Source organism: Salinispira sp. (genome assembly GCF_059431795.1).
On the sequence record NZ_JBXWXS010000031.1, the window covers coordinates 67,592 to 91,350 of the forward strand.

Here is a 23,759-nt window from a genome sequence, read left to right on the forward strand (position 1 = left end):
TATTGAAACACAGGCAACAGATCTATTCAGTTCACACTGAATGACGCAGCAGGAACCGGTGGTAATGCTCATGTGGCAACCGCCGGTTTTTTTAAATTATCTTCCCATTCCCGCCGTATCTGGTCATCCTTGAGACTGAGACATGTGCGGCAAAAAAAGGTTGAGTGCAGCCACCTGTGTTACGATGATAATAGTATGAAAATCCCAGCCGCTGTCTGTCTCCTGCTGTTGCAGGCGTTAACTATTTTTGCCCAGCAGGGAATGGTCAGCACCCAGGTTCCCGATGACCTCACCACCATTAGCAGAGAATATCCTGCCTGGCTGCTGCGCAATTGGGGACGTTCTGCCAGAGAGGATCGTCGAATCAGCGATGCCTTTTTACTCTTAAACCGTTCCCTTGAGAAAGACCCCAACAACCCCGAAACCCTCACCGAACTTGCGTTGACCTACTTTGCAAGCAACGATGTTCAACAGGCAACCTTTAATCTTGAGCAGGCTCTGGAAAATCGTGTGAGGCTCAGCAGCAAGGATTTGGAGTATTCAATTCTGTATGAACTGGCGGATATCTATCGCAACGGGAATGAGTATGTAAGAGATTATGAGCGAATTCTTCTGGATATAGTTGCGCAGGATCCGGCGTTCGCAGGATCGGACGAGTTCAGTACGAATCTCAAGGAAAGCATCATCGATACCCTGAATGAAGGAACCCACCGGGGATACGACAGTAGTCTTGATCATGTTGTGACCCTGTATCGGCTGGAAGATTCGTTTAGTCTTAAGGCCCATGTTGAGCTCGGCGTTTTCTATGTTCACTCCGGAAGATACAGGGATGCACAGGAGCATCTGATATTCGCCGTTCTCAAAATGTACAGCAGGCTCATCAGTCAAATACGGGAGAACGACCCCCTCTATGCCTTTGAGGACTCGGCGGGTTTTTTTCAACGGGTTTCCCGCCGACCGTCCTACCTGACGTATCTCCAGGAATCGAGGTTCGCTCAGGCCCTGTACTATCTGGGATCCGCATCCTACGGCAGCAATACTGCACGCAGCGGGGTGTACCGGGGAATATGGAATACCGTAAGCCTTCTACCCTTCGATACTCCATTCAAAGCCCGGGCACAGCGGCAGTTGACTTCGCCGATACTTGAAGACATTCTGTATGGAAGCCGGCAGTATCAGAATGAAGTCAATTCCCGCAATTAAGCGGTTTTACTATTTTACTTGATTCTCCCACTGCATCTCATGTAATTTGCTTGATATGAGCAATATAATCATCAAAGGCGCCCGGGTTCATAATCTGAAAAATATTGATATTGAACTTCCCCGGGACCGTCTCATTGTAATCTCCGGACTCAGCGGGAGCGGAAAGAGCAGTCTCGCATTCGACACCATTTTTGCCGAGGGACAGCGGAGATACGTTGAATCCCTTTCGGCATATGCCCGGCAGTTTCTGGGGAGAATGGATAAGCCCGATGTTGATTATATTGAGGGTTTGAGTCCTGCAATATCCATCGAACAGAAGACCACCAATAGAAACCCCCGCTCCACGGTGGGAACCATCACGGAAATTTATGATTACCTGCGCCTTCTCTATGCCCGGATCGGTACACCCCATGACCCGGTCAGCGGTGAGGTGATCGAAAAGCAGAGTGTGGATCAGATTATCGAAAAAGTTCTTGATCAGCCGGAGGAATCCAAGCTGATGGTTCTTGCACCGGTTATCAGGGGACGGAAGGGGGAGCATAAAAAGGTACTGGACGATGCCAAGCGGGCCGGTTTTGTGCGGGCCCGGGTGGACGGTGAAGTGCTCCAGCTTGAAGATGACATTTCTCTGGATAAAAAAAAGAAGCACGATATAGACGTGGTTATCGACCGGCTGATCAACAGGTTGGATAACCGGGCGAGAATCGCCGAGGCCATTGAACAGGCTCTTGAACTCGCTTCAGGCTTAATGAAACTCTACGTGAATGACGGGGGGCGGGAATATGAGCTCTCCTTCAGCGAGCATCTGTTTTATCCAAACAGTACCGTATCCTTCCCGGAACTTGAACCCCGGCTCTTCTCTTTTAACAATCCGTTTGGTGCCTGCCCCGGCTGCTCGGGGCTGGGGACAACCAAAGAATTCGATATTGATAAAATTATCCCCGATCCCTCCCTGTCTTTCGATGAACGGGGTTTTATGCCGTATAATCCCGATGCAAACTGGTCGCGGAGTAAATTTCAGGCCCTGGCGGACCATTTCGGTTTCAGGCTGGATCAAGCGATTAATCAGATTGACTCATCGGTAATGGATGCCATTTTGTATGGAACTACGGATGAGATTGAATTTCATTATGTAAATAAAAATCAGACCGGCCATTTTGAATACCGGGGACGTTTTGAAGGGATCACGAAAGATCTCGAGCGCCGTTACCGGGAAAGCAGCTCTGCGGGGATCCGGGATTGGCTCGAAGGTTTCATGACCATGAGCCGCTGTGTCCAGTGCGGCGGAAAGCGTCTAAGGCCTGAAGCGCTGGCGGTGCGCATCCAGGGGCAGGGAATCTTTGAGGTGAGCGAGATGTCGGTGCGGGACGCCCTGATGTTTTTCCGTCAGCTGGAACTTCACGGCTCACAAAAAGAAATTGCAGCCCAGATTCTCAAAGAAATTCTGGATCGACTCAGCTTCATGGAGAGTGTGGGGCTTGAGTACTTGACCCTGAACCGTACCGCCGGCACCCTCAGTGGAGGAGAGGCCCAGAGGATCAGACTGGCCACCCAGATCGGCAGCCAGCTGGTAGGTGTGTTGTACGTTCTAGATGAACCAAGCATCGGACTTCATCAGAGGGATAACGAAAGACTCATTCACACCCTTGAGCATCTGCGGGATTTGGGAAATACCCTGGTGGTGGTGGAACACGATGAACAGACTCTCAGAACCGCCGATTACATTGTGGATCTTGGGGTGGGTGCCGGTGTGCACGGCGGTCATGTGGTGGCTGCCGGCCCCCTGCAGACAATTCTGGATTCATCGGAAAGTCTTACCGGTCAGTATCTTCGGGGAGATATTTTTCTCACCCCCAGAGAGGAACGCCGGCCGGGCAAGGATGAGTGGATAGAAATTCTGGGAGCCAGTGAACATAATCTCCAAAATATAGATGTCCGTTTTCCTCAAGGGGCATTTACGGTGATCACCGGGGTATCAGGTTCGGGAAAAAGCACCCTTATGTCCGACATCCTTTTCCCACGGATTGCCAACAGTTTGAATAGAAGCCATCACAGTGAGGGGCAGGCCACAGAAGTGAAAGGCCTGACGGAGCTGGATAAAATTATCAATATAGATCAGAGCCCCATAGGCAGAACCCCCAGGTCTAATCCCGCAACCTATGTTGGTCTTTTTACGCCAATTCGGGATCTGTTCGCACGGCTTCCCGAATCCAGGGCCAGGGGCTATAAACCCGGACGTTTCAGTTTTAATGTTAAGGGGGGGAGATGCGAGAACTGCGAAGGAGCAGGGACCAATAAAATTGAAATGCACTTTCTACCGGATGTGTATGTTACCTGCGAGGTATGCAAGGGTAAGCGCTTTAACCGGGAAACCCTTGAAATTCAATACAAGGGAAAATCCATCCACGATGTACTCGAGATGACCATAGAAGAAGCAGCTGATTTTTTCAGCAGCATCCCCACCGTACACCGGAAACTTGATACCCTGCTCTCGGTGGGGCTGGGGTACCTGAAGTTGGGCCAATCGGCACTGACCCTCTCCGGGGGAGAAGCCCAGCGGGTGAAGCTTTCCCTGGAACTTTCCAAACGCAGCACCGGGAAGACGCTCTATATTCTGGATGAACCTACAACCGGTCTTCACTTTGCAGATGTCCAATTACTGATGAATGTGATTCAACGATTGGTCGATAAGGGAAATACTGTTATTCTGATTGAGCATAATCTCGATGTGATTTCCCAGGCTGACTGGATTGTGGATCTTGGTCCTGAGGGAGGCGATAAGGGCGGCCTCGTTGTGGCTATGGGCACACCTGAACATCTCATGACCGTTGAAGAATCCCATACAGGACGCTTCCTGGCGGATCATTATCGAAACCATCCTGCAGCTGCCCTGAAAACTGCTGTAGACAGTCCGGAGGAATAAGGAGACGCCAGCCCGTTATCCTAAACTGCATGATTACACCCCGCATTCGGATCATTACAGGTATTCTTATTGTACTCTCCTTTTCCGTTCTCTCTGCTCAGAGCGATTCAGCTGTCAGGGATTTTTCATCCTACAGCTATGAGCAATTGGTGGAACTGGCAATTAAAAACGGTCTTCCGTTTTCCGGGGATCGGGTGGTCCTTGAAGCACGGCTTGAGTCCCTGCTTGCCGGGGCGGAAATACAAAGGACGGTAATTCCCGAATCGGATGAATCCTCTTCCAGTGTAGAACAGGCAGATTCCGGCTCGTATGTGACAAGAGACGGGGGCAGTGAGCTGGAGCTGCTGGGAAATGTGATCATCAGGGTGGAAGATGATGCATACAGCGTCATTCACAAAATTTCTGCAGATAGAATTGTTTTTAATGATGATCTGGGGCAGCTGTCCGCAAGGGGAAACGTGGATTACCTCATGCTTGGTCCTAACCGAGAGGATCGTTTTCAGGGCGAGGATCTTCTGTTTATCCTGGATGATAATGAAACCCTGTTTTTAGAAGGAGAAGGGGAGACCCGCAGCGAAAGCGAAAGCGAAGCGGCTGAAATTGCCCGGCGACTCGGCCGGGACAGTCAGCTCAGCTACCGATACAGGGGGGAATTTATCACCAGGAATCAGGATAATGTAATTATTCTCGACCGTGGAATGATCACTTCTTCTGCTTCTCCCTCTCCATACTATCGGCTCAGGTTCAAGAAGCTTTGGATTCTGTCTCCAGGGGAGTGGGGTATTGAAGGCGCAAGCCTGCTGGTGGGAAACATTCCCGTCCTGGCTCTGCCGTTTATGTATTTACCCGGCAACGATGTCCTTTTCCACCCGGTGGTTCAGTATGAGGGAATACGCGGGTATGGAATTAACACAACCACCTATATTGTTGGGAGACGGGAGGCCGACGACAGTCCGTTTTCTTTTCTGCAAATGACAAACGAAATGGAATCCAGCGGACAGTCGAGGATGGGGATGTTCCTTCAGCCCGATGACAGTTCCCCTCCTGATACATGGGCTCAAAATAATTTAGATATCATGAAAATCTATGCTGACGTCTACAGCATCCGTGGGGTCACCCTGGGTCTCGCCATCCGGAGAAATTCCGATTCGGGTATTGATATCGACGGCTTGACGGTTCTGGCTCTGACCCGTGAGCTGTATCGGGGCTCTGACGGCAGCATTACCGCATTTTATCCTGAGAAGGAAATTCCCGAATCCAGCTGGCACACGTCCCGGTTCATGGATATTCCATTTCCCTTTCGCTATATTTTGGATCTGAACGGTGAACTGCAGGGAAGCTGGGGAAGAGTCAGTCTCGGGCTCCCCATCTATTCTGATCCTTATATTGACGATGAGTTTCACAGGCGAAGTGAGCGGATGCCCTGGGAAAATATTCTTTTCGGGGGGAGTTCAGATACCGCATCGGGCTTCTCCCGCTCATCCATGGACTGGACTCTGAGGTTCAGCCTCACTCCTTCAACGCCCGCTGTGCTGCAACCCCTCGTCAGCAGTTTTCGCATAAGCAATATAAGCACCAACGTAGAGTTCACCACCGAAGAGATTCCCGAACCTCCTGCGGCTCTATCTGATGCCTTGAACAGCCCGGTGCTTGAGCAGTTCACCCCCTCCGGGGTTCAGTTTCCCTCTGGGTCTGCGGTGCTGAGCGGCACCCTGCTGCGTTTCCCCGCTGGGGAAAACACGCAAAACTCCGCCGGGGAGAGGGAAGAAGACACGGATTCCGGTGAGATGCCTTCCGGCAGCGAAGAGAGTCCGGGCCGGGGAGATAGCGGGCTTCCCGAATTGCTTCCCCCGGGCTTTTCATCGGATTTTTCCTTCGGGTCAGCGAGTCTGGAAAGGGCAAATTCCCCCGATGCATTCCCTGGGGGGGGAGATGCCGATGAATCCGCCGCCGGAGGCGAAGCAAGCAAAGCTCGGAAACCTGTTTCAGGGGAGTTCATCCTTCCCCGTCTGGAGGGGGAAAACATTCCGGGGCTGGGCAGTAATGGGGCCGGAAATTACCGGTTAAGCTATTCTGTGTCAAACAATCATTTCCTGGCATTGCTGATTGAAGAGACATCGGATGAATCGGAAGATGACGGAGCAATTCAAAACCGGTCATATTATAACTTTCAAAACTCCCTGAATGCTTCCTTAACCCAGTCTCTGGGAATCCTTGATTCCCTTGGAACACTTCAAAATATCCTACGCTACAGTAACGTATACAGAAGAAACTATGGATTCTCCGAAAACTATGATGAGGATTTGCAGCAAAGTCTTCAGGAAAATGCTCTGGATCAAAACCGACAGGAACTGACGCTTCAGCAAACGAGCTCTGTGAATCCATTTTCCCTGCTTTATTCCCCGTCTACCCTGGGAATTACCCATAATCTATCCTTCAAACTGTGGTCCCGGGATGTTCTTCCGGACGCTTCGTATCTGGATGAATCATTTTCCTGGGATAAAGAGCATATATCCGACCATACAATCAATATGAGATTGAACATTCCGGAATTGTTCGCCGGAGAGGATCATGAATTCGACATAGGGTATCAGCTTCCTCCCCTTGACCAGGAAATCAGCCTGGGATATGGTCTGCAGGCCCGGGGTTTCAACCTTGGTTTCCGCTGGGGTGCGGCGTTAAACGACGATGCCTGGGAGTTCGAAAATATCCGGGCGGATATGATTCTCAACGAAATTGAGTGGATCACCCCCTCTCTAAATATTGAACTGAATACCCGGGAGGATAGACTCGAAAAGAGCGAGTTGAAACTCTCCGATGTGTTTGATATCTACGGAGCATCGTTTTTGGCAGAATATGGGGAAGATTATGAACTGAATCAAAATCGGACCGCATGGATCGAAACCGGCGAATCCAGTTTTACTGTTTCCCAGCTGAACCAGCATATCTCAATTCCCTGGGAGTACACAGGCCCCGGAGGCGCGGAGTTCCGCGTAGACGGCCGACTGGGATGGAACCAGGATTTTGTGCAGTTCACCCAATCTCGGGCGGACTTCCAGCTGAGCATTTCATATTTTCTTCCTGAGTTTCTGCTGCTTCGGATCAGCAGCAAGAGCAGCAATTCCCGTGTGTACCGCTATTTCCAAACCTACAGTTCGCAATTGGGGCTGCAGCGCCGTTCATTATTCCAGGATCTTCTCTGGAGCGTAAATGTTTTTGACAATTCCCGCCGGGAAGCGTCGTTTTTCAATCTGGATTCCTACTCAGCTGAGCTACTTCATGACCTTGGAGACTGGATGCTTCGGCTTGAGTATGAATGGGTTCCCCGGCAAATAACCGGTGATAACGGATTAAACCGGATAGAAATTGATAATACACTCAGCTTTTTTCTCCAATGGCTTCCCATATCCGAGTTGAAAAACGAATTTGATCTCACCATCAATTCCGATGAGGTGATCCTTGAATATTGACCAGGAACTGTCCAGAACATACAATTGCTTTATACCTGTAAGCCCTGGGGATCACGATGACGGGGAGCGGGCAATGGAACAGGAGTTACCCGAAGCATGAGCAAAGAGGTGTGCGCACATTGACGAATACTGCCAATATTGACTTCAAAGACAGCCAGGAGTTCGCAGATATATGCGGTGTGAACGATAAAAATCTGCATATAATTGAACGCTTGCTGGGCCATCAGGTGTTCAGCCGGGGCGGTACCCAACTTGCCGTACAGGTGGAAGATCCAAAAAAGATCTCTCTCTTCCGTAAGCTGATATCCGAGCTCATTCAGCACCGCAACCAGGGGCAGACCATCAAACCGGCACTTATTGAGTCCGTATATACATCCCTGACCGAAAATCCCGAGCGAATCCAGGAATTGAGGGAAAAATCCATAGATATTCCCCAGGGTTTCTCACGAATTTTTCCCAGATCCTACAACCAGAGTGTTTTTCTCGATGCCCTGAACCAGAACGATCTCATTTTCGGAGTGGGTCCTGCGGGAACCGGAAAAACCTATCTTGCGGTTGCCCATGCTCTTTCTGAAGTGTTGAATCATCAAAAAAGAAGACTTATTTTAACACGGCCTGTGGTAGAAGCAGGTGAAAGCCTGGGATTTCTTCCCGGCGACCTTTCACAAAAGCTGAATCCCTATCTCAAACCCCTCTATGATGCAATGGATTCACTCATACCCGGTGAGATTATTAATCGTCTTGAATTAAACCGGGTAATTGAAATCGCTCCTCTGGCGTACATGCGGGGCAGGAGCCTCAAGGATTCCTATATTATCCTGGATGAAGCCCAGAACACCACCAGGGAACAGATGAAAATGTTCCTCACACGGCTAGGAGAAGGAACCACTGCAGTAATTACCGGCGATATCACCCAAATCGATCTGCCTAAACACGGAAGTTCAGGTCTCATCCATGCTACGAAAATCTTAAAGGATATCGACGGAATCCATTTCAGTTATTTTCAGTCCAGGGACGTGGTGCGAAGTGCCCTGGTAAAGAAAATTATATCTGCCTATGAAAATGAATAAGTCGGACTCATTCGTTTCCCGAAGCGGGGAAGGAGAGAAATGACCATGGACGAACAGGAAAAGCAGAGCCAAATTCATGAAATTGATGTAATGTGTTTCAACATCAGCGAACCTGAATGGCTCAGCGCTCTGGAACGGGTCTGCATGCAAATTCTGAATGAGCTGGAATATCCCCCCTGGAGTCTTTCAATTGTGCTGTGTGATGACTCTTACATCCGGGGGCTGAACCGGGATTACCGGGGCAAGGATGCTGCCACAGATGTACTCAGTTTTCCCCAGGATGAAAGCGCTTCAGGGAACGAAGTTCCTGAAGCAGAAGAGAATGCACCCTTTTATGCAGGAGATATTGTGATTTCCCTGGATACTTTGGCCGAAAATGCCCGCTACTTTGGTGTTAATGAGGAAGAAGAATTGAAGCGACTGCTTATTCACGGTATTCTACACCTTGCAGGTTGGGATCATAGCGATAACTCACCCGAGCAGAAAATGCTTCAACTACAGGAGAGTATCCTTGCTGGACTCTCAGAGGAGAAAATTTACTGACATGAAGACGTTCCTTTCCCGACTGTTCCGACAGAGTGAAGATGAGGAAGAACCGTCGTTTAGATCATTGAACCTTGAAGAGAAAGACATGATCCGCGGTGTAGTAGAGCTTTCGGATACCAATGTGAAAGAAATTATGGTTCCCCGGATTGACGTGGTGAGTTTGTCCTCTGAACTCGACCAAGACACCCTCTTTCAAAAAATCATAGAATCGGGACATTCCCGTTTTCCGGTGTATCAGGAGACCATAGACAATGTGACCGGTATTCTGTATGTGAAAGATCTCCTCAGCAACCTTGCTCAGAATATGGAAATTCAACTTCAGAAACTGAGCCGAAACGCATATTTCGTTCCCGAGAGCATGAAGCTGGATGCTCTTCTTCGTGAAATGAAGCGGAGACGGGTTCATATTGCCGTTGTGGTGGATGAATACGGAGGTATGAGCGGGATTGTCTGCATGGAAGATATCCTGGAAGAGATCATTGGTGATATCCAGGATGAATTTGACAACGAACGGGAAGATGTCATTAAAATCGGCGAAGGGGTGTATCTTTGCGATGCCCGGGTGAACATCGACGATTTAGATGAGGAGCTGGGAATCAATCTTCCCTTCGACGATTTTGATACCCTCGGCGGGTATGTGTTTGACCTTTTCGGAAAAATCCCGGTGAAATTCGAAAAAGTGGAGAAGGATAACTGTACCTTCATAATCCAGGAAATGGACGGTCATAAAATTCGTAGCATTAAACTAATCGTTCGCCCGGCGGGAGAGTTCAATGGAGAGTAAATTCTCCAGACTGACGAAATATTACCGGATCCTAATTCCGATTCTCCTGCTGTTCCTGTTGATCCCTGCGGGCAGAGGGGTGTTTGCTCAAACCGTGGAGAATCCTGCCATTCAGGCCTATGAGCGGGCACGGCAGGCGTTTCAAAATGACCGGCTGCTGGAAGCGGTGCGCTATTACCAGGATGCATTGGCTATGAATCCCCGCTACACCGAAGCATACCGGGGACTCGCCCAGGCGTTCTATTTTCTCGATGAACAGGATGAAGCCGCCCGTTATATCCGGCAGGCACTTTCCCGGGCTCCAATGAACAGCGCAAACCGAGCGCTGCTGGGCCGGATTCTTATCGCCCGGGGAGAGATTACCGAGGCTCAGGAAATCTTCCGGGATATTCTTTCAAGAGAGCCGTACAATAGGGATGCGCTGATGGGGCTTGGCGAAGGGGCTCTGAATTCAGGACAGATCATACAGGCTCGGAATTTCTTTAACAGCAGTCTGGAGTATCATCCTGGAGATCACAAAATACTGATCAGCCTTGCATACATCCATGCAGAACAGGGAAGCGCAGAAACCGCAGAAGACTATATCAACGCAGCCATTCAGGCAGACAGCAGAAATCACTGGGTGCAGTATCATGCTGCTGAGTTTTATTTTATCACCGGTGATCTGCGGCGGGCAGAAGCCCACGCCCGCTTATCCATGGAGCTTCAAGAAGGATTTCCCCCGGCGCTGGAATTACTGAGCCGAATTCAGCTTGCCCGGAACGACTATGAATCCGCTCTGGAAAGCATTACCAGAATGCAGATAGAGGATATTCGCAGCAACGCCCTGATTCTGTATACGAAAGCTTTGGCAGAATACAACTCCGGGCGGAGCGAAGATGCATTGCGTACTCTGGCCGCACTTCTGAGGGAAAATCCGGAGGATGAGGTTGGGCGGCTGCTTTTAGAATCCATTATCATGTTCCAGGATAGCTTTGATTCACCCCGGAGAGCCCGTTTTGCCGAATATCATTTCACCCGGGCAGGTGAATACATTCAACGCAACCGCTATGACTCGGCCTTGTATCATTTCCAGAGGGGGCTGAATCTGGCGCCCTTTTCCCCTGAAGGCCGACGTGCATACGCCGAATTTTTCAAGGAAAAGGGTGAGTACCAACGGTATCTGCAGCAGCTTGAATTTTTGAGAGACCAGCTGGAAATTACCGATACCGCCATTATGGATGACCTTGAAATATTTCAGGATCTTCTCAGAGATTCAGTTTCCCGAAACTGGGGGGTGGATCAGTTCACCATGGAACGGAACACTCTCAAGCTGGCAGTTTTTTTTGATCCCACGGTCAGGACCAGACATGACCGTCTGGGATATCTTTTCTCCAGCCATCTCATGAACCGCCTCTATTCCAGTTTCCGGGTTGAATATATAGATCCGGGAAATACAGGGTCGCTGGAGTTCGAACCCATCGAGGCGGTATCCCCGAGTCGGGCGTTCCGGCTGGCCCGGGAAGAAGATGCCGATATGTATATTATGCTCTCGGTTTTTGAGGATGATGACAGCCTCCATACCAGAGCCGCGCTCCATCTTGCAAATACCGGCAGAGTAATCCGGGAATTTTCCGTGCTTCGCAGCGGTAATACCCGGGTAAAAGACAATGTCCTTCAGTTGAGCCGGGAAATTCTTTCCGTCATTCCTTTGGAGGGGCGTCTGATCCAGCGGCAGTTTGAGAGGGGGCTGGTGAACATCGGATCCCACGACGGGCTCACCGGCGGAGAGGAATTTCTCATTCTGAAGGCCGGTTCTGTAGAGTATGCGCCGGGAGAAGGAGAATTCCTGTATAATCAGAGTGATATTGCCGGCTACGGAAGAATTTCCCGGGTCGATTTCCTGATCAGTGAAATGGAAATGGAAACTGAAGGGTTCTTTGACCGAATCAACAGCGGAGATGTGATCGTTTCCGTCCCTGCTTCGGCTGATGAGGGTACCGACGAAAGCACCTCTCAAGAGGCAGACGGCCAGGGCACCGGCAATACGGTAAACTCGGGCATCCAGAGCCCGGGAGGCATCAGCGGTCTTGGAATGAGCATCTATGAACGCATCAGGAATATTCGATGATTCCGGGTCTGAAAGCAGCGCCTTTTTAATAGATATAATTTTATCGATATGGCTCTTGTATAAGTTTTATAAATTCATTAAACTATTCGTGAATTCTATTCATTGACTGGGTGCACATTTCTTGCATAACAGGCAATGAAAATACACCACCATTATTAATTTTACAGGGGGACCGATAATGAAACTCGCAATTAACGGTTTCGGCCGTATTGGCCGCAATGTTTTTAAAATCGCCCTTGAGAAGGGTGTAAAAGTTGTAGGTATCAATGATCTTACCGATACCAAGACTCTTGCTCACTTGCTCAAGTACGATTCAACACAGGGAAAATTTCCCGGTGAAGTAAGCTACGATGACAGCCATATTATTGTAGACGGAACCAAGTACACAGTAAGCGCAGAACGCAATCCCGCAAATATTCCCTGGGGAGCCGCTCCTGATGTGGTTGTTGAGTCAACCGGTATTTTCCGCTCAAAGGAAAGCCCCAAGGGTGGATACGGCGATCACATCAAGAACGCCAAATATCCTGCAAAAAAAGTTATTCTTACCGTTCCCGCCAAGGATGAGATAGATAACACAATCGTACTGGGTGTGAACGATGATGATCTGAGAAAAGAAGATACCTACATTTCCAACGCCTCCTGTACAACCAACTGTCTGGCACCCATGGCGAAGGTTCTTCACGATTCCTTTGGAATTGAAGATGGTCTCATGACCACCATCCACAGCTATACCAACGACCAGAGCATCCTGGACGGACCTCACGCGGATCTCCGCCGTGCACGGTCTGCTGCGGTATCCATCATTCCCACCACTACAGGTGCTGCTAAGGCTGTAGGCAAGGTTATGCCCGACCTGAACGGAAAACTTAATGGTCTGGCAATGCGTGTACCCACACCCACTGGATCCATCACCGACCTGGTTGCAACTCTTAAAAAAGATGTGACCGCTGAAGAAGTGAACGCTGCATTCAAGAAGGCAGCAGACGGACCCATGAAGGGAATTCTTGAGTACACCGAAGATCCCATCGTTTCTGTGGACATCATTCACAACGCCCATTCCTCCATCATCGATGCCCAGAGCACCATGGTTATTGGCGCAAATAAAGTGAAAGTTCTCAGCTGGTACGACAACGAGTGGGGTTACTCCAACCGTGTAGTCGACCTTGCCATCAAACTTGAAAACTATCTCTAAAGAACCAAGGCCGGCATATCTTCATGCCGGCCTTTTTTTCTGATTTTCATATTGGAAAATGCATTGGAGGTCTCGCAGAGTATTCTGCGGTACATTCAATGCAGCGCAACCACCGCTGTATCCCCAAATTTTTCATAAAGAGGTAATCCCATGGCAGTAAAAACAATCAATGATGCCGATCTGAAAGGAAAGAAAGTTCTCTCCAGGGTGGATTTCAACGTTCCCCTGAAAGACGGAGTCGTAACAGACGATACCCGCATCCGCGCAGCCCTTCCCACCATAGAAGCTATCCTGGCGAAGGATGCATCACTTGTACTCATGAGTCATCTGGGCCGTCCCAAGGGCGAGAAGAAGCCCGAATTAAGTCTGGCTCCCGTTGCCCGCCGGCTTGCGGAACTTCTGAACAAGGAAGTTAAAATCGCTCCGGATGTTATCGGAAGCGAGGTGGAAAGCATGGTGTCAGCACTGAAGCCCGGTGAAGTACTTCTTCTGGAAAATGTGCGCTGGTATGCCGGAGAGGAAAAGAATGACCCCGCTTTTGTATCCGAACTGGCCAATTTCGGCGAAGTTTTCGTAAACGATGCTTTCGGAACAGCCCATCGGGCGCATGCCTCAACAGAAGGCCTTGCTCATAAAATGCCGGCGTATGCAGGGCTTCTTATCGAAAAGGAAGTGAAATTCATGGAACCCTTCGTTACATCTCCCGAACAGCCCATGGTTGCGGTTGTCGGAGGAGCGAAGGTATCTTCCAAAATCGGTGTTTTGGAAAGTCTGCTTCCCAAATGCAGCTCCCTTATTATCGGCGGAGGTATGACCTACACCTTTCTGAAGGCTCAGGGCAAGGAGATTGGAAATTCTCTTCTTGAAGAGGAATACCTGGAAACGGCGAAATCGCTTTTGAGTCAGGCGGAAAAAGCAGGTGTTGAAGTGATTCTCCCCGTTGACCATGTTGTTGCATCCGATTTTAAGGAAGACGCAGCACCCGAACCGGTGGACGATGTAAACGTACCTTCAGGTAAAATCGCAATGGATATCGGTCCCAAAAGTATCGCAAAATGTAAGGAAGTGATCGCCAAGGCCAAGTCCATTGTGTGGAACGGTCCCATGGGCGTATTTGAATTCGATGCTTTCGCGAAGGGTACCGAAGAAGTTGCCCGGGCCATCGCCGAATCATCAGCGGTAAGTGTGGTTGGAGGCGGAGATTCAGTGGCTGCAGCCAACAAGTTTAAGCTGGCAGACCGGATGAGCCATGTTTCTACCGGCGGAGGCGCAAGTCTTGAGTTTCTGGAAGGCAAGGATCTGCCGGGAATTGCAGCTCTAAAGTAACCGGGCCGCAGCCCGGTTTCCGGGCAAGCAATCAAGAAGATCAAAATTACAGGAGAAAAGAATGAGAAATTATTTCCTTGCAGGTAACTGGAAAATGAATAAAACACCCTCTCAAGCAAAAAGCTTTGCAGGGGAACTAAAGGCATCCCTCAAAGGTGCCGGTCACAAACTGATGGTTGCACCCAGCTTCATTGCAATTCCCGGTGTTGCCGAAGAGCTGAAAGACAGCAATATCCTGGTTGGTTCACAAAACATGTCAAATGCCGAATCCGGAGCCCATACCGGAGAAGTCAGCCCCGAAATGCTGAAGGATGCGGGCGTGGATGTTGTGATACTGGGACATTCCGAGCGCCGTGCAATTTACGGTGAAACTGATGCGTTTATTAACGAGAAGCTGCAGCTGGCATTGAAGCACGGGTTCGAAGTGATCCTCTGTGTTGGTGAAACTCTTGAGGAACGGGAAGGCGGCAGGCTGGAAGAAGTGGTGCGCACCCAGACGGTTGAAGGGCTGAAGGAAGTATCAGCATCTGCTCTGAGCAAGGTGACGATTGCCTATGAGCCGGTTTGGGCCATCGGTACCGGTAAGACTGCAACTCCCCAGGATGCGGACGATGTACACGCGTTTATCCGAAAGGTGCTTGCCCAGATTTATTCAAACGATGCAGCGGAATCCATGATTATTCAGTACGGCGGATCGGTAAAACCCGGCAATGTAAAAGAGCTCATGGCTAAGCCTAATATTGACGGAGCTCTTGTGGGCGGCGCAAGTCTCAAAGTTGAGGACTTTACAGCCATCGCAAAATTTGATACATAATACCCTGCCGTAAAAAGCATTATGCGGGGGTGACTAAAAAGTGAGGCGCTGACAGTCCGTTTTTTACGGATGTAGCTGTTCACGCCTCCATTTCAGTCACCCCCGATTTTTATTTTCAGGATAAGGATAAAATCTATGGCAGCATTATCAGTTCTTCTTCTGGTTATTTTTGCTATTTCTGCAATTCTCCTGCTCATTGTTGTACTCCTTCAGGATGAACAGGGAGAAGGTCTGGGCGGTATATTCGGCGGCGGCGGAATGTCAGGACAGATCGGAAACAGAAAAGGCAATTTTCTCACCAGAACTACAACCCTTCTCGGTGTCATTTTTCTTCTCAGCAGTCTGGGGCTTGCATGGGTTAACCGCAGCCCGGACACCAGCGATATTGAAGCCGCAGCGCTTCAGGCGGAACGGGAAGAAACCAGCACTGAATGGTGGACGACTCCCGAAGGCGATGAAGACGGCGAGTAATCAGTTCTTTGCCCGCCGGATCGCCTCCGGCAGGGCAGTTCTCTTCTTTTTCCCCCTTTTTTCGTGTATACTCTAAATGATTGTTCATTACTCGTGTATTGAACGGTCTTTTCTTTGGGGGTCAAAACGTAAATATATACTATATATATTTACTGGTTCCAATGGTACCGGTGGTTTTGAAAGTCCGCGATTTTTGAAATGGCCGCCCCGCTGATTACATGGAGTACAGCCTTCAGGAGACGTACATATGAGAGTAGCAGTGGTCTTTTATCCCGTAAAAAATCGGGACAAAATTCTGAAAGTCAGCAAAGCGCTTGCCAAAGGTCTGGAATCACAGGGATTTCAGGTCGATTTAATTGACGCCGGAATGGACGTAAACAGTAAACTCACCATTTATCAATACATAGCATTCGGAACTGAAGTTCCCGGTCTCTTCAACCAAAAGCTTCCCCGCCAGGTGGGCGATTTTCTGAAAAATTCGGGCATGGTGGCGGGCAAACGCTGTTTCGGATATATTTTACCGAAACCCTTATTTGCCGCAAAGTCCCTGAACAGGCTTATGTCAGTAATGGAAGGCGAGGGAATGTTTCTCAAGTTTTCCGAGGTGATCGGCGATGAAGCCTTGGCCGAGGAAATCGGAAAGAAACTTGTGGTTCAGCATTGATTCCTGATTTTTCAGCCGGCTGATACAAAGACGCGGATGTCATGGATTATGTAGACGGATTCCCAGATTATTATAAACTTCTCCAGATAGATCCTGATGCGGACAGCCAGGGTATTAAACGGGCGTTCCGCAGAAGAGCTAAAGAGATACACCCGGACACCGGGAACAGTTCCCCCAAAGCATTGGCAGCAATGCGTGAACTCCTCAGCGCCTACGAAACCCTCATTGATCAAGGTCTCCGGAGAGAGTATGATATCCGGTATAAACAGGTGTTTCCCTCCGGCGGCTTCGATTATCGGGATTTTCTCCTTTCCCGGGAAGATGATCTGGACTCTCAGGGAAAACTGATTTTTTTTGACCTTCTTCATGCACACGAACGTGAGGCGGTGGATTTATACGATACCCTCGTCCGGGAGAAGGACTTTGATCTCAGTATGCATCTGGACAGGGAAGATTTCATGGATTGCAGTTTCCTTCTTGCGGAGGAATACGAGGATAATGGCGATTACCCTGCAGCGTTTAACATCTTTAAAACGCTCATCGATTTTGAACTTGAGCGTCCCTATTTCCGGCATTTTTTTCAGGAAGTCCTGGATCGGATGCGAGTTCTGGTGACCCAAAAAATGACCGGTAATGTAACCACATTGGTGCACATTGATTTTGTATTAAAGATGGCCCAGCTTCCCTTGGCAATGAAGGAGCGGGCTGTATACATGAAAAAGCTCGCTGAATTGCATCTTGCCGCTGCGGATAAACGGAAGGCACGATTTTTTCTCAGCGAAGCCAAGAAGATGAACCCGAAGATTCAGGGAATACGCGGTCTTGAAAGCCGGCTTTCCCGAAGAGGGTTCAACTCATAATTACCCCGGAAAACACTATCCGGAGGTAAAATTTATTATTTAGGTGATACTATGATTAACAGACGAAGAATCATTTCATCAGTCCTCATACTGACGGTTTTTTCCACATTTCAGCTGACTGCACAGCTGCTGGACAAGACCTTAGCCACAGTCCGCCTCACAGAAACAGAAGTGGTGAGCCAGAGTGAGATGGACGACCAATTTGCAATGCTGGAACAGCAATTCCAGGGAAATCTTAACGCCCAGCAGAAAGAGGAAATCTTTCAGTCCCGGATAAATAGCATTCTTATTAATCAGGCCGCGGACAGGGAAGGGCTCACTGTGAGTGATAATGAGTTATCCAACGCGGTGCAAATGCAGAAATCTAGTATGGGAGTTCAGGTAGATGATGCCCGGTTCCGTCAAATGGTTGAGCAACAGACGGGCATGAGCTGGGATGAGTATACCGCTCAGCTTGAACGCCGGATCATCCAGGAAAAATACATCGGTGCCGCCAAACCCCAGTTACTGCAGAATCTAGCTGCACCAACCGACCAGGAAATCAATTCTGTGTACGAAGAGAACGCCCAGAGTTTCCTCTCTCCTGCAATGAGCGGCTTCACTCATATTTTTATTGATACACGGCAGATGAGCGATGCCGAAACCGCCGATGCACGGGAGAAAATCGACCGCTTTGCCCGCAGGGTGCGAAACGGAGGAACCCAGGAATTTGATGCCATTGTGCGTGAAAGTCTCGATGATGCAAGCTACACCGGAGGGGATTTTGGATATGTAATTAACGGTGATCCCAATGCAGTTCAGGTTCTGGGTCAACAGTTTGTACGGAATGTACTTGCTCTCCAGCAGAATGAACTCTCAGGGGTTCTGGAGTCTTCCATCGGGTTTCATATCGTTAAAATCACCGATCGGCGCCGACCAAGGCTCCTGGATATTGATGATCCCCTGCTTCCCGGGCAGAAGCTCACTGTACGCCAGCAGATAACCCAGTACATCATGAATCAGAAACAACAGGCTGCCATACAGCAGGCTCTGGATGAGATTATTTCAGATCTTCGCAGCGAAGCCGAAATTCGTATCGTCGAAAATAATATTTCCTGGTAGGTGGTAGCATGCTCTCAAGGCGGAAAAGCAGGGTCCTGGTAATCCAGGCCCTGTACAGTCAGGAGTTCAATCAGCGTGACATGGGGAGTCTCCTTGATTTCCCGTGGTACGAATACCAGGGAAACGACCGGGACGAGAAACTTTTGTTTTCCCGAATGCTCCTTCATGGTGTGGTGGAGCATCTTGTGGAAATCGATGATCAAATTAAAAAACATTTAAATCATTGGGAATTTGAACGGCTCAATAAACTCGATCTGGGAATAATGCGCCTGGGCTGCTATGAATTAGTGTATACCGGCGATACACCTGCCCAAATTATTATCAATGAAGCCGTGGAAATTGCCAAAGATTTCGGTTCAGATCAAACTTTCAAAATAATCAACGGCGTCCTGGACGCCATCAGAAAGGAACATGGCTGATTTACGGGACTGGATAGACAGGCATCGGCGGAGCATTACGCTGTTATCGCTGATCTTCTCAGCTCTGATTCTCACAATTGTCACAACCCGGCTGCTCACTATGCGAAGCAGCGCAGCCTATCGGGAAAATTTAATCCAAAGCGATATATATTTGGAAGAAGAACGCTATGATGCGGCCCTTCAGAAGCTAAAGGCCGCATTATCCGCATCCCGCAGTTCAGTAGATTTTCTCCGGATTATCAAGCGGGGAGAACAGCTGAAAGAGCTGGGAATTGCAGACGGTTTCCCCGGGGAAGTAATCAGAAAAGGTCAGTCTAAATTCCCTGGAAATCAGCCGCTTCTGGCACTGTATGTGAACTATCTCCTCGAACAGGAAGAATTCCAGGCCGCAGCCGCCAAGGCCCTGGGGTTGGATTCAGACCGTTTTGTGCAGCTGAAGATCGAGGCATATCTGCGGGGAGGGATTAATCCCGGAAGTCTGGGCGGAACACCTTTTCTTGAAGATTCTATCCTTCCACTCACTCCCCAGGCCATGGCGGATCCCCAAGCCATGTATCAGGCAGGTCTGCTTACCGGCGATCATAGATATTTTGTGAATGCAGTGCTCATGTATGCAGCTTTGGGAGATGTTGATAAAGCTTTTGAAATCGCATATGCCAGGAAGGAGCTGCTTGCATCCCGGGGTGAGGCGTTACTGCTTACCCGACTTGCCTATGACGCCGGATTGTTCACTCGCGGGGGCGAGCTTTCCACTTTGGTACGTTCAAAAAATGATCCCGTAAGCTCTGAGGTCGATCGTATGCTGGCCGACCTCTACTTTTTCAGCGGTGAACCGGCAAAGAGTTACGGAGTGCTGGAAATGCTTGCTCTGAATTCTAACGATCCGGGGTCCGGAGTCTATGAGAACCTCATCGCCCTGGAGCATGCACATGGAGTGCTGCCCGGCGGCAGAGTGGCGGGAACCGATCTGAGAGAACGGGCTGCTGAGGCCTATCCGGGCTCAGAGGTGCTCAGCGGGCTTCTCAGCAGCACCGGTGCCCGCATGGAAAATCAGGATTTTAAAGATCTCAATATATTTTATTTCAGAAACCTTCCCGGTTCTTATCGTTCGGATATACTTGTAATTTTAGATCGATATCTGAGCGAAACCGGGGATTTCGCCATAGAGGACGGAATTAATTTCTTTTGGGATTTGTACAATCAACATCCCGATGATACGGAGCTGAGAAATCTTCTTCTGTATTTTCTGAGTATTCATGATCACCGCAGAGAGATTGATCAGCTTATCACATTAAACTCAACTGCAGTTGACCGGGATATCAATCTATATCGCGGATTTCTCCATTTTCTCAATGGTGAAGAGGATGCAGCCAGGGATTATTTGCAGGCTGCCTCGGATGCAGGGAGTTATGCCGCTTCGTTCAACCTGGGACGGCTGGAATTATCCCGGCAGACTCCCAGGGCTGCACAGAATTATTTTCGCCTGAGCAGGTCTCAGATCCTGACCCGATCAGGCTATACCGCAGGAAACAACGCATTGTTGTACACAAAGGAATACCGGGAAATTCTGGTGTATTTGACACTTTCCTATCTACTGAATGAGCAAATAGATGAAGCCCGGGAGCTAATGAATGAACTTCATGCACTAAAAAGCAGACACATATTGATGCCCAGGCTCGAAGAAATGTTTGCTCAAACCCAACGCAGATAATACTTTAGACATGAGGAATATATGATAAAGATAAAGAACCGTGAACAGCTTGAAGGTATCCGCATATCCTGTCGGCTCCTCGCCGACCTTTTTGATGTTCTAGAACCGGAAATACAGCCGGGGGTTAGCCCTAAGGAACTCGATCGCATGGCCCGTACATTTATTTCAGATCACGGCGGGACTCCAGCATTTCTGGGATACGGCGGCTTTCCCGCAGCTCTGTGTACGTCGGTGAATTCCCAGGTTATTCACGGAATACCCAACACCAATCCGTTGGAAGAGGGGGATGTAATTTCCATCGATTGCGGAATTAATCTGAACGGGTATATCAGTGACAGTGCCTACACATTTGCCGTGGGATCCATCTCGGAAGAAGTTACTGCACTCCTGAAGACCACCGAAGAAAGTCTGTATAAAGGGATTGAAGCCGCAGTATACGGAAATAGAATCAAGGATATATCCCGGGCCGTGTATAAACACTGTAAACCCAAGGGCTACGGAGTTGTCCGAGAGTACTCTGGACACGGTGTAGGACTGGACGTTCATGAGGAACCCAGCGTCCCCAATTATCCCGGCAGCGGTCCCAATCCCAGGCTCAAACCGGGAATGGTAATTGCCATTGAACCTATGATCAATATGGGTGGAGATTCCGTATACGTTCAGGATGATGATTGGACGGTTGAAACCAGAGACCGGAGCATATCCGCACATTTCGAACACACTATTGCCATCCATGAAGATCATACAGAGATTCTCACCCTCCGCCGAGAAGCCAGATGAGAACTCAGCATTGGAGACGGCAGAGAAGCCAGATGAGTACCCTATGAAGGGCGATTTTTTATTGAGCTGACGATTTCGTTACACGTAGAATTGGTTAGAGATGTAATTCAGGAGGAAGGTATGAAAATTCACAACAAGATTCTTTTTGCAGGTATAGCGGCGCTACTTCTTTTCAGTGCTTGTAATTCCACCGGCGAACCCTCAAGTAGCCAGGAAGCTCCGGTAAGAGTTTCCGCACCGGCTGTGATGGATATGGAGGAAATGCAGAACTCCTTCCGTTCAGTCATTCAGGCAGTACTCCCGGCAGTTGTGAGAGTAGATGTGGTTGAAGTGCGGAATGTGCAAGTTCCCCGGGGGGAGAATGGCATCCCTTTTTTCGATTTCTTCTTTAGCCCTGACGGCGAAGAGGGAGAACAGGACCGGGAATTCCGCAGCGAAGGTCTCGGGTCGGGAATAATTGTTCGCAGGGACGGCAACAGTTATTATGTGCTCACCAACGCACATGTGGTGGGTGACGCGGAAGAGATCACCATTCGTCTGGATGATGGCCGATCATATGTTGCCAGTCTGGTCGGAAGGGACGAACGCAAAGATTTAGCTCTTGTGGAATTTACATCCAGAGAGCGGGATATTGTCATTGCCACTCTGGGCGATTCGGACACTCTTCAGGTGGGTGACTGGGTGTTAGCCATGGGCTCTCCTCTGGGTTTTCAATCAACTGTTACCGCGGGAATTGTTTCTGCTGTGGGCAGAACCGGCGGACCTCAAGGGAATATCAGCGATTTCATCCAGACTGATGCGGCAATAAACCGGGGTAACTCCGGTGGTGCACTGGTCAATATTTACGGAGAAGTGGTTGGAATTAATACCTGGATCAGCTCACAGACAGGAGGCAGCATCGGATTGGGATTTTCTATTCCCATCAATAATGTGAAGAGAGCTGTGGATGATTTTATCGAGCAGGGAATGGTGGAATACGGTTGGCTTGGCGTAAGCATCATTTCAATTGATGAAACCATAGCCGAAGGTCTGGATATTGAAAATACCAACGGGGCCTTAATCAACTCAGTGTATCAGAACTCTCCCGCGGGACGATCCAGTCTGCAGCCCGGTGACTTCATTACCTCAATCAATGGAATGGATATTTCCAGTTCAGACGCCCTTGTTCGGGAAGTGGGAGATCTTATTGCCGGTGAAACCGCCGAATTTCAGCTTATCCGCAATGGTGAACAGATAAACCTCCAGGTTGAGATTACTTCCAGGGATACCGAGGAAGAGATAGCCGGGCAGTCACGAGATCTTTACCCGGGCTTCTCCGTATACCCCTTAACCGATGAAATTCGTGAACAAATTGAAGAGATTTCTGATTTGCAGGGCGTCATAGTAAGTCAGGTCATCCCCCGTACACCCTCCGCCATAGCAGGTCTTTCTGCCGGAGATATTGTCACCGCTGTGAACGAAAGCCCGGTTTCAAATCTTGTGGAGTTTTACGAAGCACTCGGTCAATCGGAAGGAGAAACCGAAATCAGTTACTGGCGGGAAGGTGTTGAACTGAAAGTGACTATCGTAAAATAAACCGCTTTGTAGTATAGTTTAGTAAGCACATACAGCCCGGTATTCTCAAAATGCCGGGCTGTCCAATTCATCCCGGCTTGGGAAATCCGCAACCGTGGTTGCAGCCATAGAGGAAAAGATTGAAAGAGTTTATCAGCTACAGAAAAATCCGCGACAATGCCATCAAACTGGCACATCGGATTCATCAGGATGGATTTATCCCCGATGTGATCTATGTCAGCCTCCGGGGCGGAGCGTATCTCGGAAACGTAATCAGCGAATATTTTAAATTGGTCCGAAGGGATGATGAGCGTCCGGTATTTTATGCCGCCGTCGTAGCACATTCTTATACGGGGGTGCAGCAGCAACAGCATATCCGCATCGATGGCTGGACCTATGATCCACAGCATCTCCGCCACGGGGACAAGGTCCTGATCGTAGATGATATTTTTGATTCTGGACGGACCATTAATTATCTGGTTGAGGTCATAGTTGCCAATGGAGTTCCCCGGAATGATGTTCGGATTGCAGTCCATGATTATAAAATCCGCAACTTTCAGAAAGAGCAGCTGGCAATCCACCCTGAATATTATTGCCGTAAAATCGAAATGAATAGCCCCCAGGAGGATAACTGGGTTCATTATCTCAGTCATGAACTGGTTGGCCTTACTGGGGAAGAAATTGAAAGCCATTATTCCCAGGATCCAGAGGTGGCCGGAATCCTGAAAAATCTGAACAGCTGAACGAAGTGATTCATGGAG

Annotated in this window: 19 protein-coding genes; all 19 read left to right on the forward strand. The window is 49.2% G+C overall.

The window, feature by feature from the left end; all coding sequences use genetic code 11:
- The first annotated feature begins 195 nt into the window (after positions 1-195).
- Complete coding sequence (locus AC52PS_RS10200; protein ID WP_495562961.1) at positions 196-1,203, forward strand: tetratricopeptide repeat protein; 1,008 nt, start codon at positions 196-198, stop codon at positions 1,201-1,203.
- 55 nt (positions 1,204-1,258) lie between these two features.
- A complete protein-coding gene (uvrA, locus tag AC52PS_RS10205) occupies positions 1,259-4,126 on the forward strand; it encodes an excinuclease ABC subunit UvrA (protein WP_495562962.1) in 2,868 nt (955 codons plus the stop codon).
- 29 nt (positions 4,127-4,155) lie between these two features.
- Entirely contained in the window at positions 4,156-7,596 is a 3,441-nt protein-coding gene (locus tag AC52PS_RS10210; RefSeq protein ID WP_495562963.1) for a hypothetical protein, read from the forward strand.
- Between the two features lie 110 nt (positions 7,597-7,706).
- Positions 7,707-8,666 carry a PhoH family protein gene (locus AC52PS_RS10215; protein WP_495562964.1) on the forward strand — a complete coding sequence of 320 codons (960 nt, stop codon included), beginning with the start codon at positions 7,707-7,709 and terminating at the stop codon, positions 8,664-8,666.
- 45 nt (positions 8,667-8,711) lie between these two features.
- Complete coding sequence (gene ybeY, locus AC52PS_RS10220) at positions 8,712-9,209, forward strand: rRNA maturation RNase YbeY (RefSeq protein WP_495562965.1); 498 nt, start codon at positions 8,712-8,714, stop codon at positions 9,207-9,209.
- 1 nt (position 9,210) lies between these two features.
- Positions 9,211-9,996: a hemolysin family protein gene (locus AC52PS_RS10225; RefSeq protein WP_495562966.1), complete on the forward strand. Its 786-nt coding sequence runs from the start codon at positions 9,211-9,213 to the stop codon at positions 9,994-9,996.
- A complete protein-coding gene (locus tag AC52PS_RS10230) occupies positions 9,986-12,106 on the forward strand; it encodes a tetratricopeptide repeat protein (RefSeq protein WP_495562967.1) in 2,121 nt (706 codons plus the stop codon). Before AC52PS_RS10225 ends, AC52PS_RS10230 begins: the two co-directional genes overlap by 11 nt.
- Before the next feature lie 178 nt (positions 12,107-12,284).
- Positions 12,285-13,298, forward strand: coding sequence for a type I glyceraldehyde-3-phosphate dehydrogenase (gene gap / locus AC52PS_RS10235; RefSeq protein WP_495562968.1), 1,014 nt, complete (start codon positions 12,285-12,287; stop codon positions 13,296-13,298).
- Positions 13,299-13,448: 150 nt separating this feature from the next.
- On the forward strand, positions 13,449-14,624 hold the full coding sequence (locus AC52PS_RS10240; RefSeq protein ID WP_495562969.1) for a phosphoglycerate kinase: 1,176 nt from the start codon (positions 13,449-13,451) through the stop codon (positions 14,622-14,624).
- Positions 14,625-14,685: 61 nt separating this feature from the next.
- Complete coding sequence (gene tpiA / locus AC52PS_RS10245) at positions 14,686-15,438, forward strand: triose-phosphate isomerase (protein ID WP_495562970.1); 753 nt, start codon at positions 14,686-14,688, stop codon at positions 15,436-15,438.
- A gap of 135 nt (positions 15,439-15,573) precedes the next feature.
- Entirely contained in the window at positions 15,574-15,909 is a 336-nt protein-coding gene (secG, locus tag AC52PS_RS10250) for a preprotein translocase subunit SecG (protein WP_495562971.1), read from the forward strand.
- Between the two features lie 247 nt (positions 15,910-16,156).
- A complete protein-coding gene (locus AC52PS_RS10255; RefSeq protein WP_495562972.1) occupies positions 16,157-16,573 on the forward strand; it encodes a hypothetical protein in 417 nt (138 codons plus the stop codon).
- Between the two features lie 41 nt (positions 16,574-16,614).
- Entirely contained in the window at positions 16,615-17,433 is an 819-nt protein-coding gene (locus AC52PS_RS10260; RefSeq protein WP_495562973.1) for a J domain-containing protein, read from the forward strand.
- Positions 17,434-17,484: 51 nt separating this feature from the next.
- The gene (locus tag AC52PS_RS10265) at positions 17,485-18,534 is read left to right on the forward strand and encodes a peptidylprolyl isomerase (RefSeq protein ID WP_495562974.1); all 1,050 of its coding nucleotides are present in this window, start codon (positions 17,485-17,487) and stop codon (positions 18,532-18,534) included.
- A gap of 8 nt (positions 18,535-18,542) precedes the next feature.
- Positions 18,543-18,953, forward strand: a complete 411-nt coding sequence (gene nusB / locus AC52PS_RS10270) for a transcription antitermination factor NusB (RefSeq protein WP_495562975.1) — start codon at positions 18,543-18,545, stop codon at positions 18,951-18,953.
- Positions 18,946-20,664: a hypothetical protein gene (locus tag AC52PS_RS10275; protein WP_495562976.1), complete on the forward strand. Its 1,719-nt coding sequence runs from the start codon at positions 18,946-18,948 to the stop codon at positions 20,662-20,664. Before nusB ends, AC52PS_RS10275 begins: the two co-directional genes overlap by 8 nt.
- Before the next feature lie 21 nt (positions 20,665-20,685).
- Positions 20,686-21,444, forward strand: a complete 759-nt coding sequence (gene map / locus AC52PS_RS10280; protein ID WP_495562977.1) for a type I methionyl aminopeptidase — start codon at positions 20,686-20,688, stop codon at positions 21,442-21,444.
- Positions 21,445-21,564: 120 nt separating this feature from the next.
- Positions 21,565-23,019 carry a Do family serine endopeptidase gene (locus AC52PS_RS10285; protein WP_495562978.1) on the forward strand — a complete coding sequence of 485 codons (1,455 nt, stop codon included), beginning with the start codon at positions 21,565-21,567 and terminating at the stop codon, positions 23,017-23,019.
- A gap of 119 nt (positions 23,020-23,138) precedes the next feature.
- Positions 23,139-23,741 carry a phosphoribosyltransferase gene (locus tag AC52PS_RS10290; RefSeq protein WP_495562979.1) on the forward strand — a complete coding sequence of 201 codons (603 nt, stop codon included), beginning with the start codon at positions 23,139-23,141 and terminating at the stop codon, positions 23,739-23,741.
- Positions 23,742-23,759 lie beyond the last annotated feature (18 nt).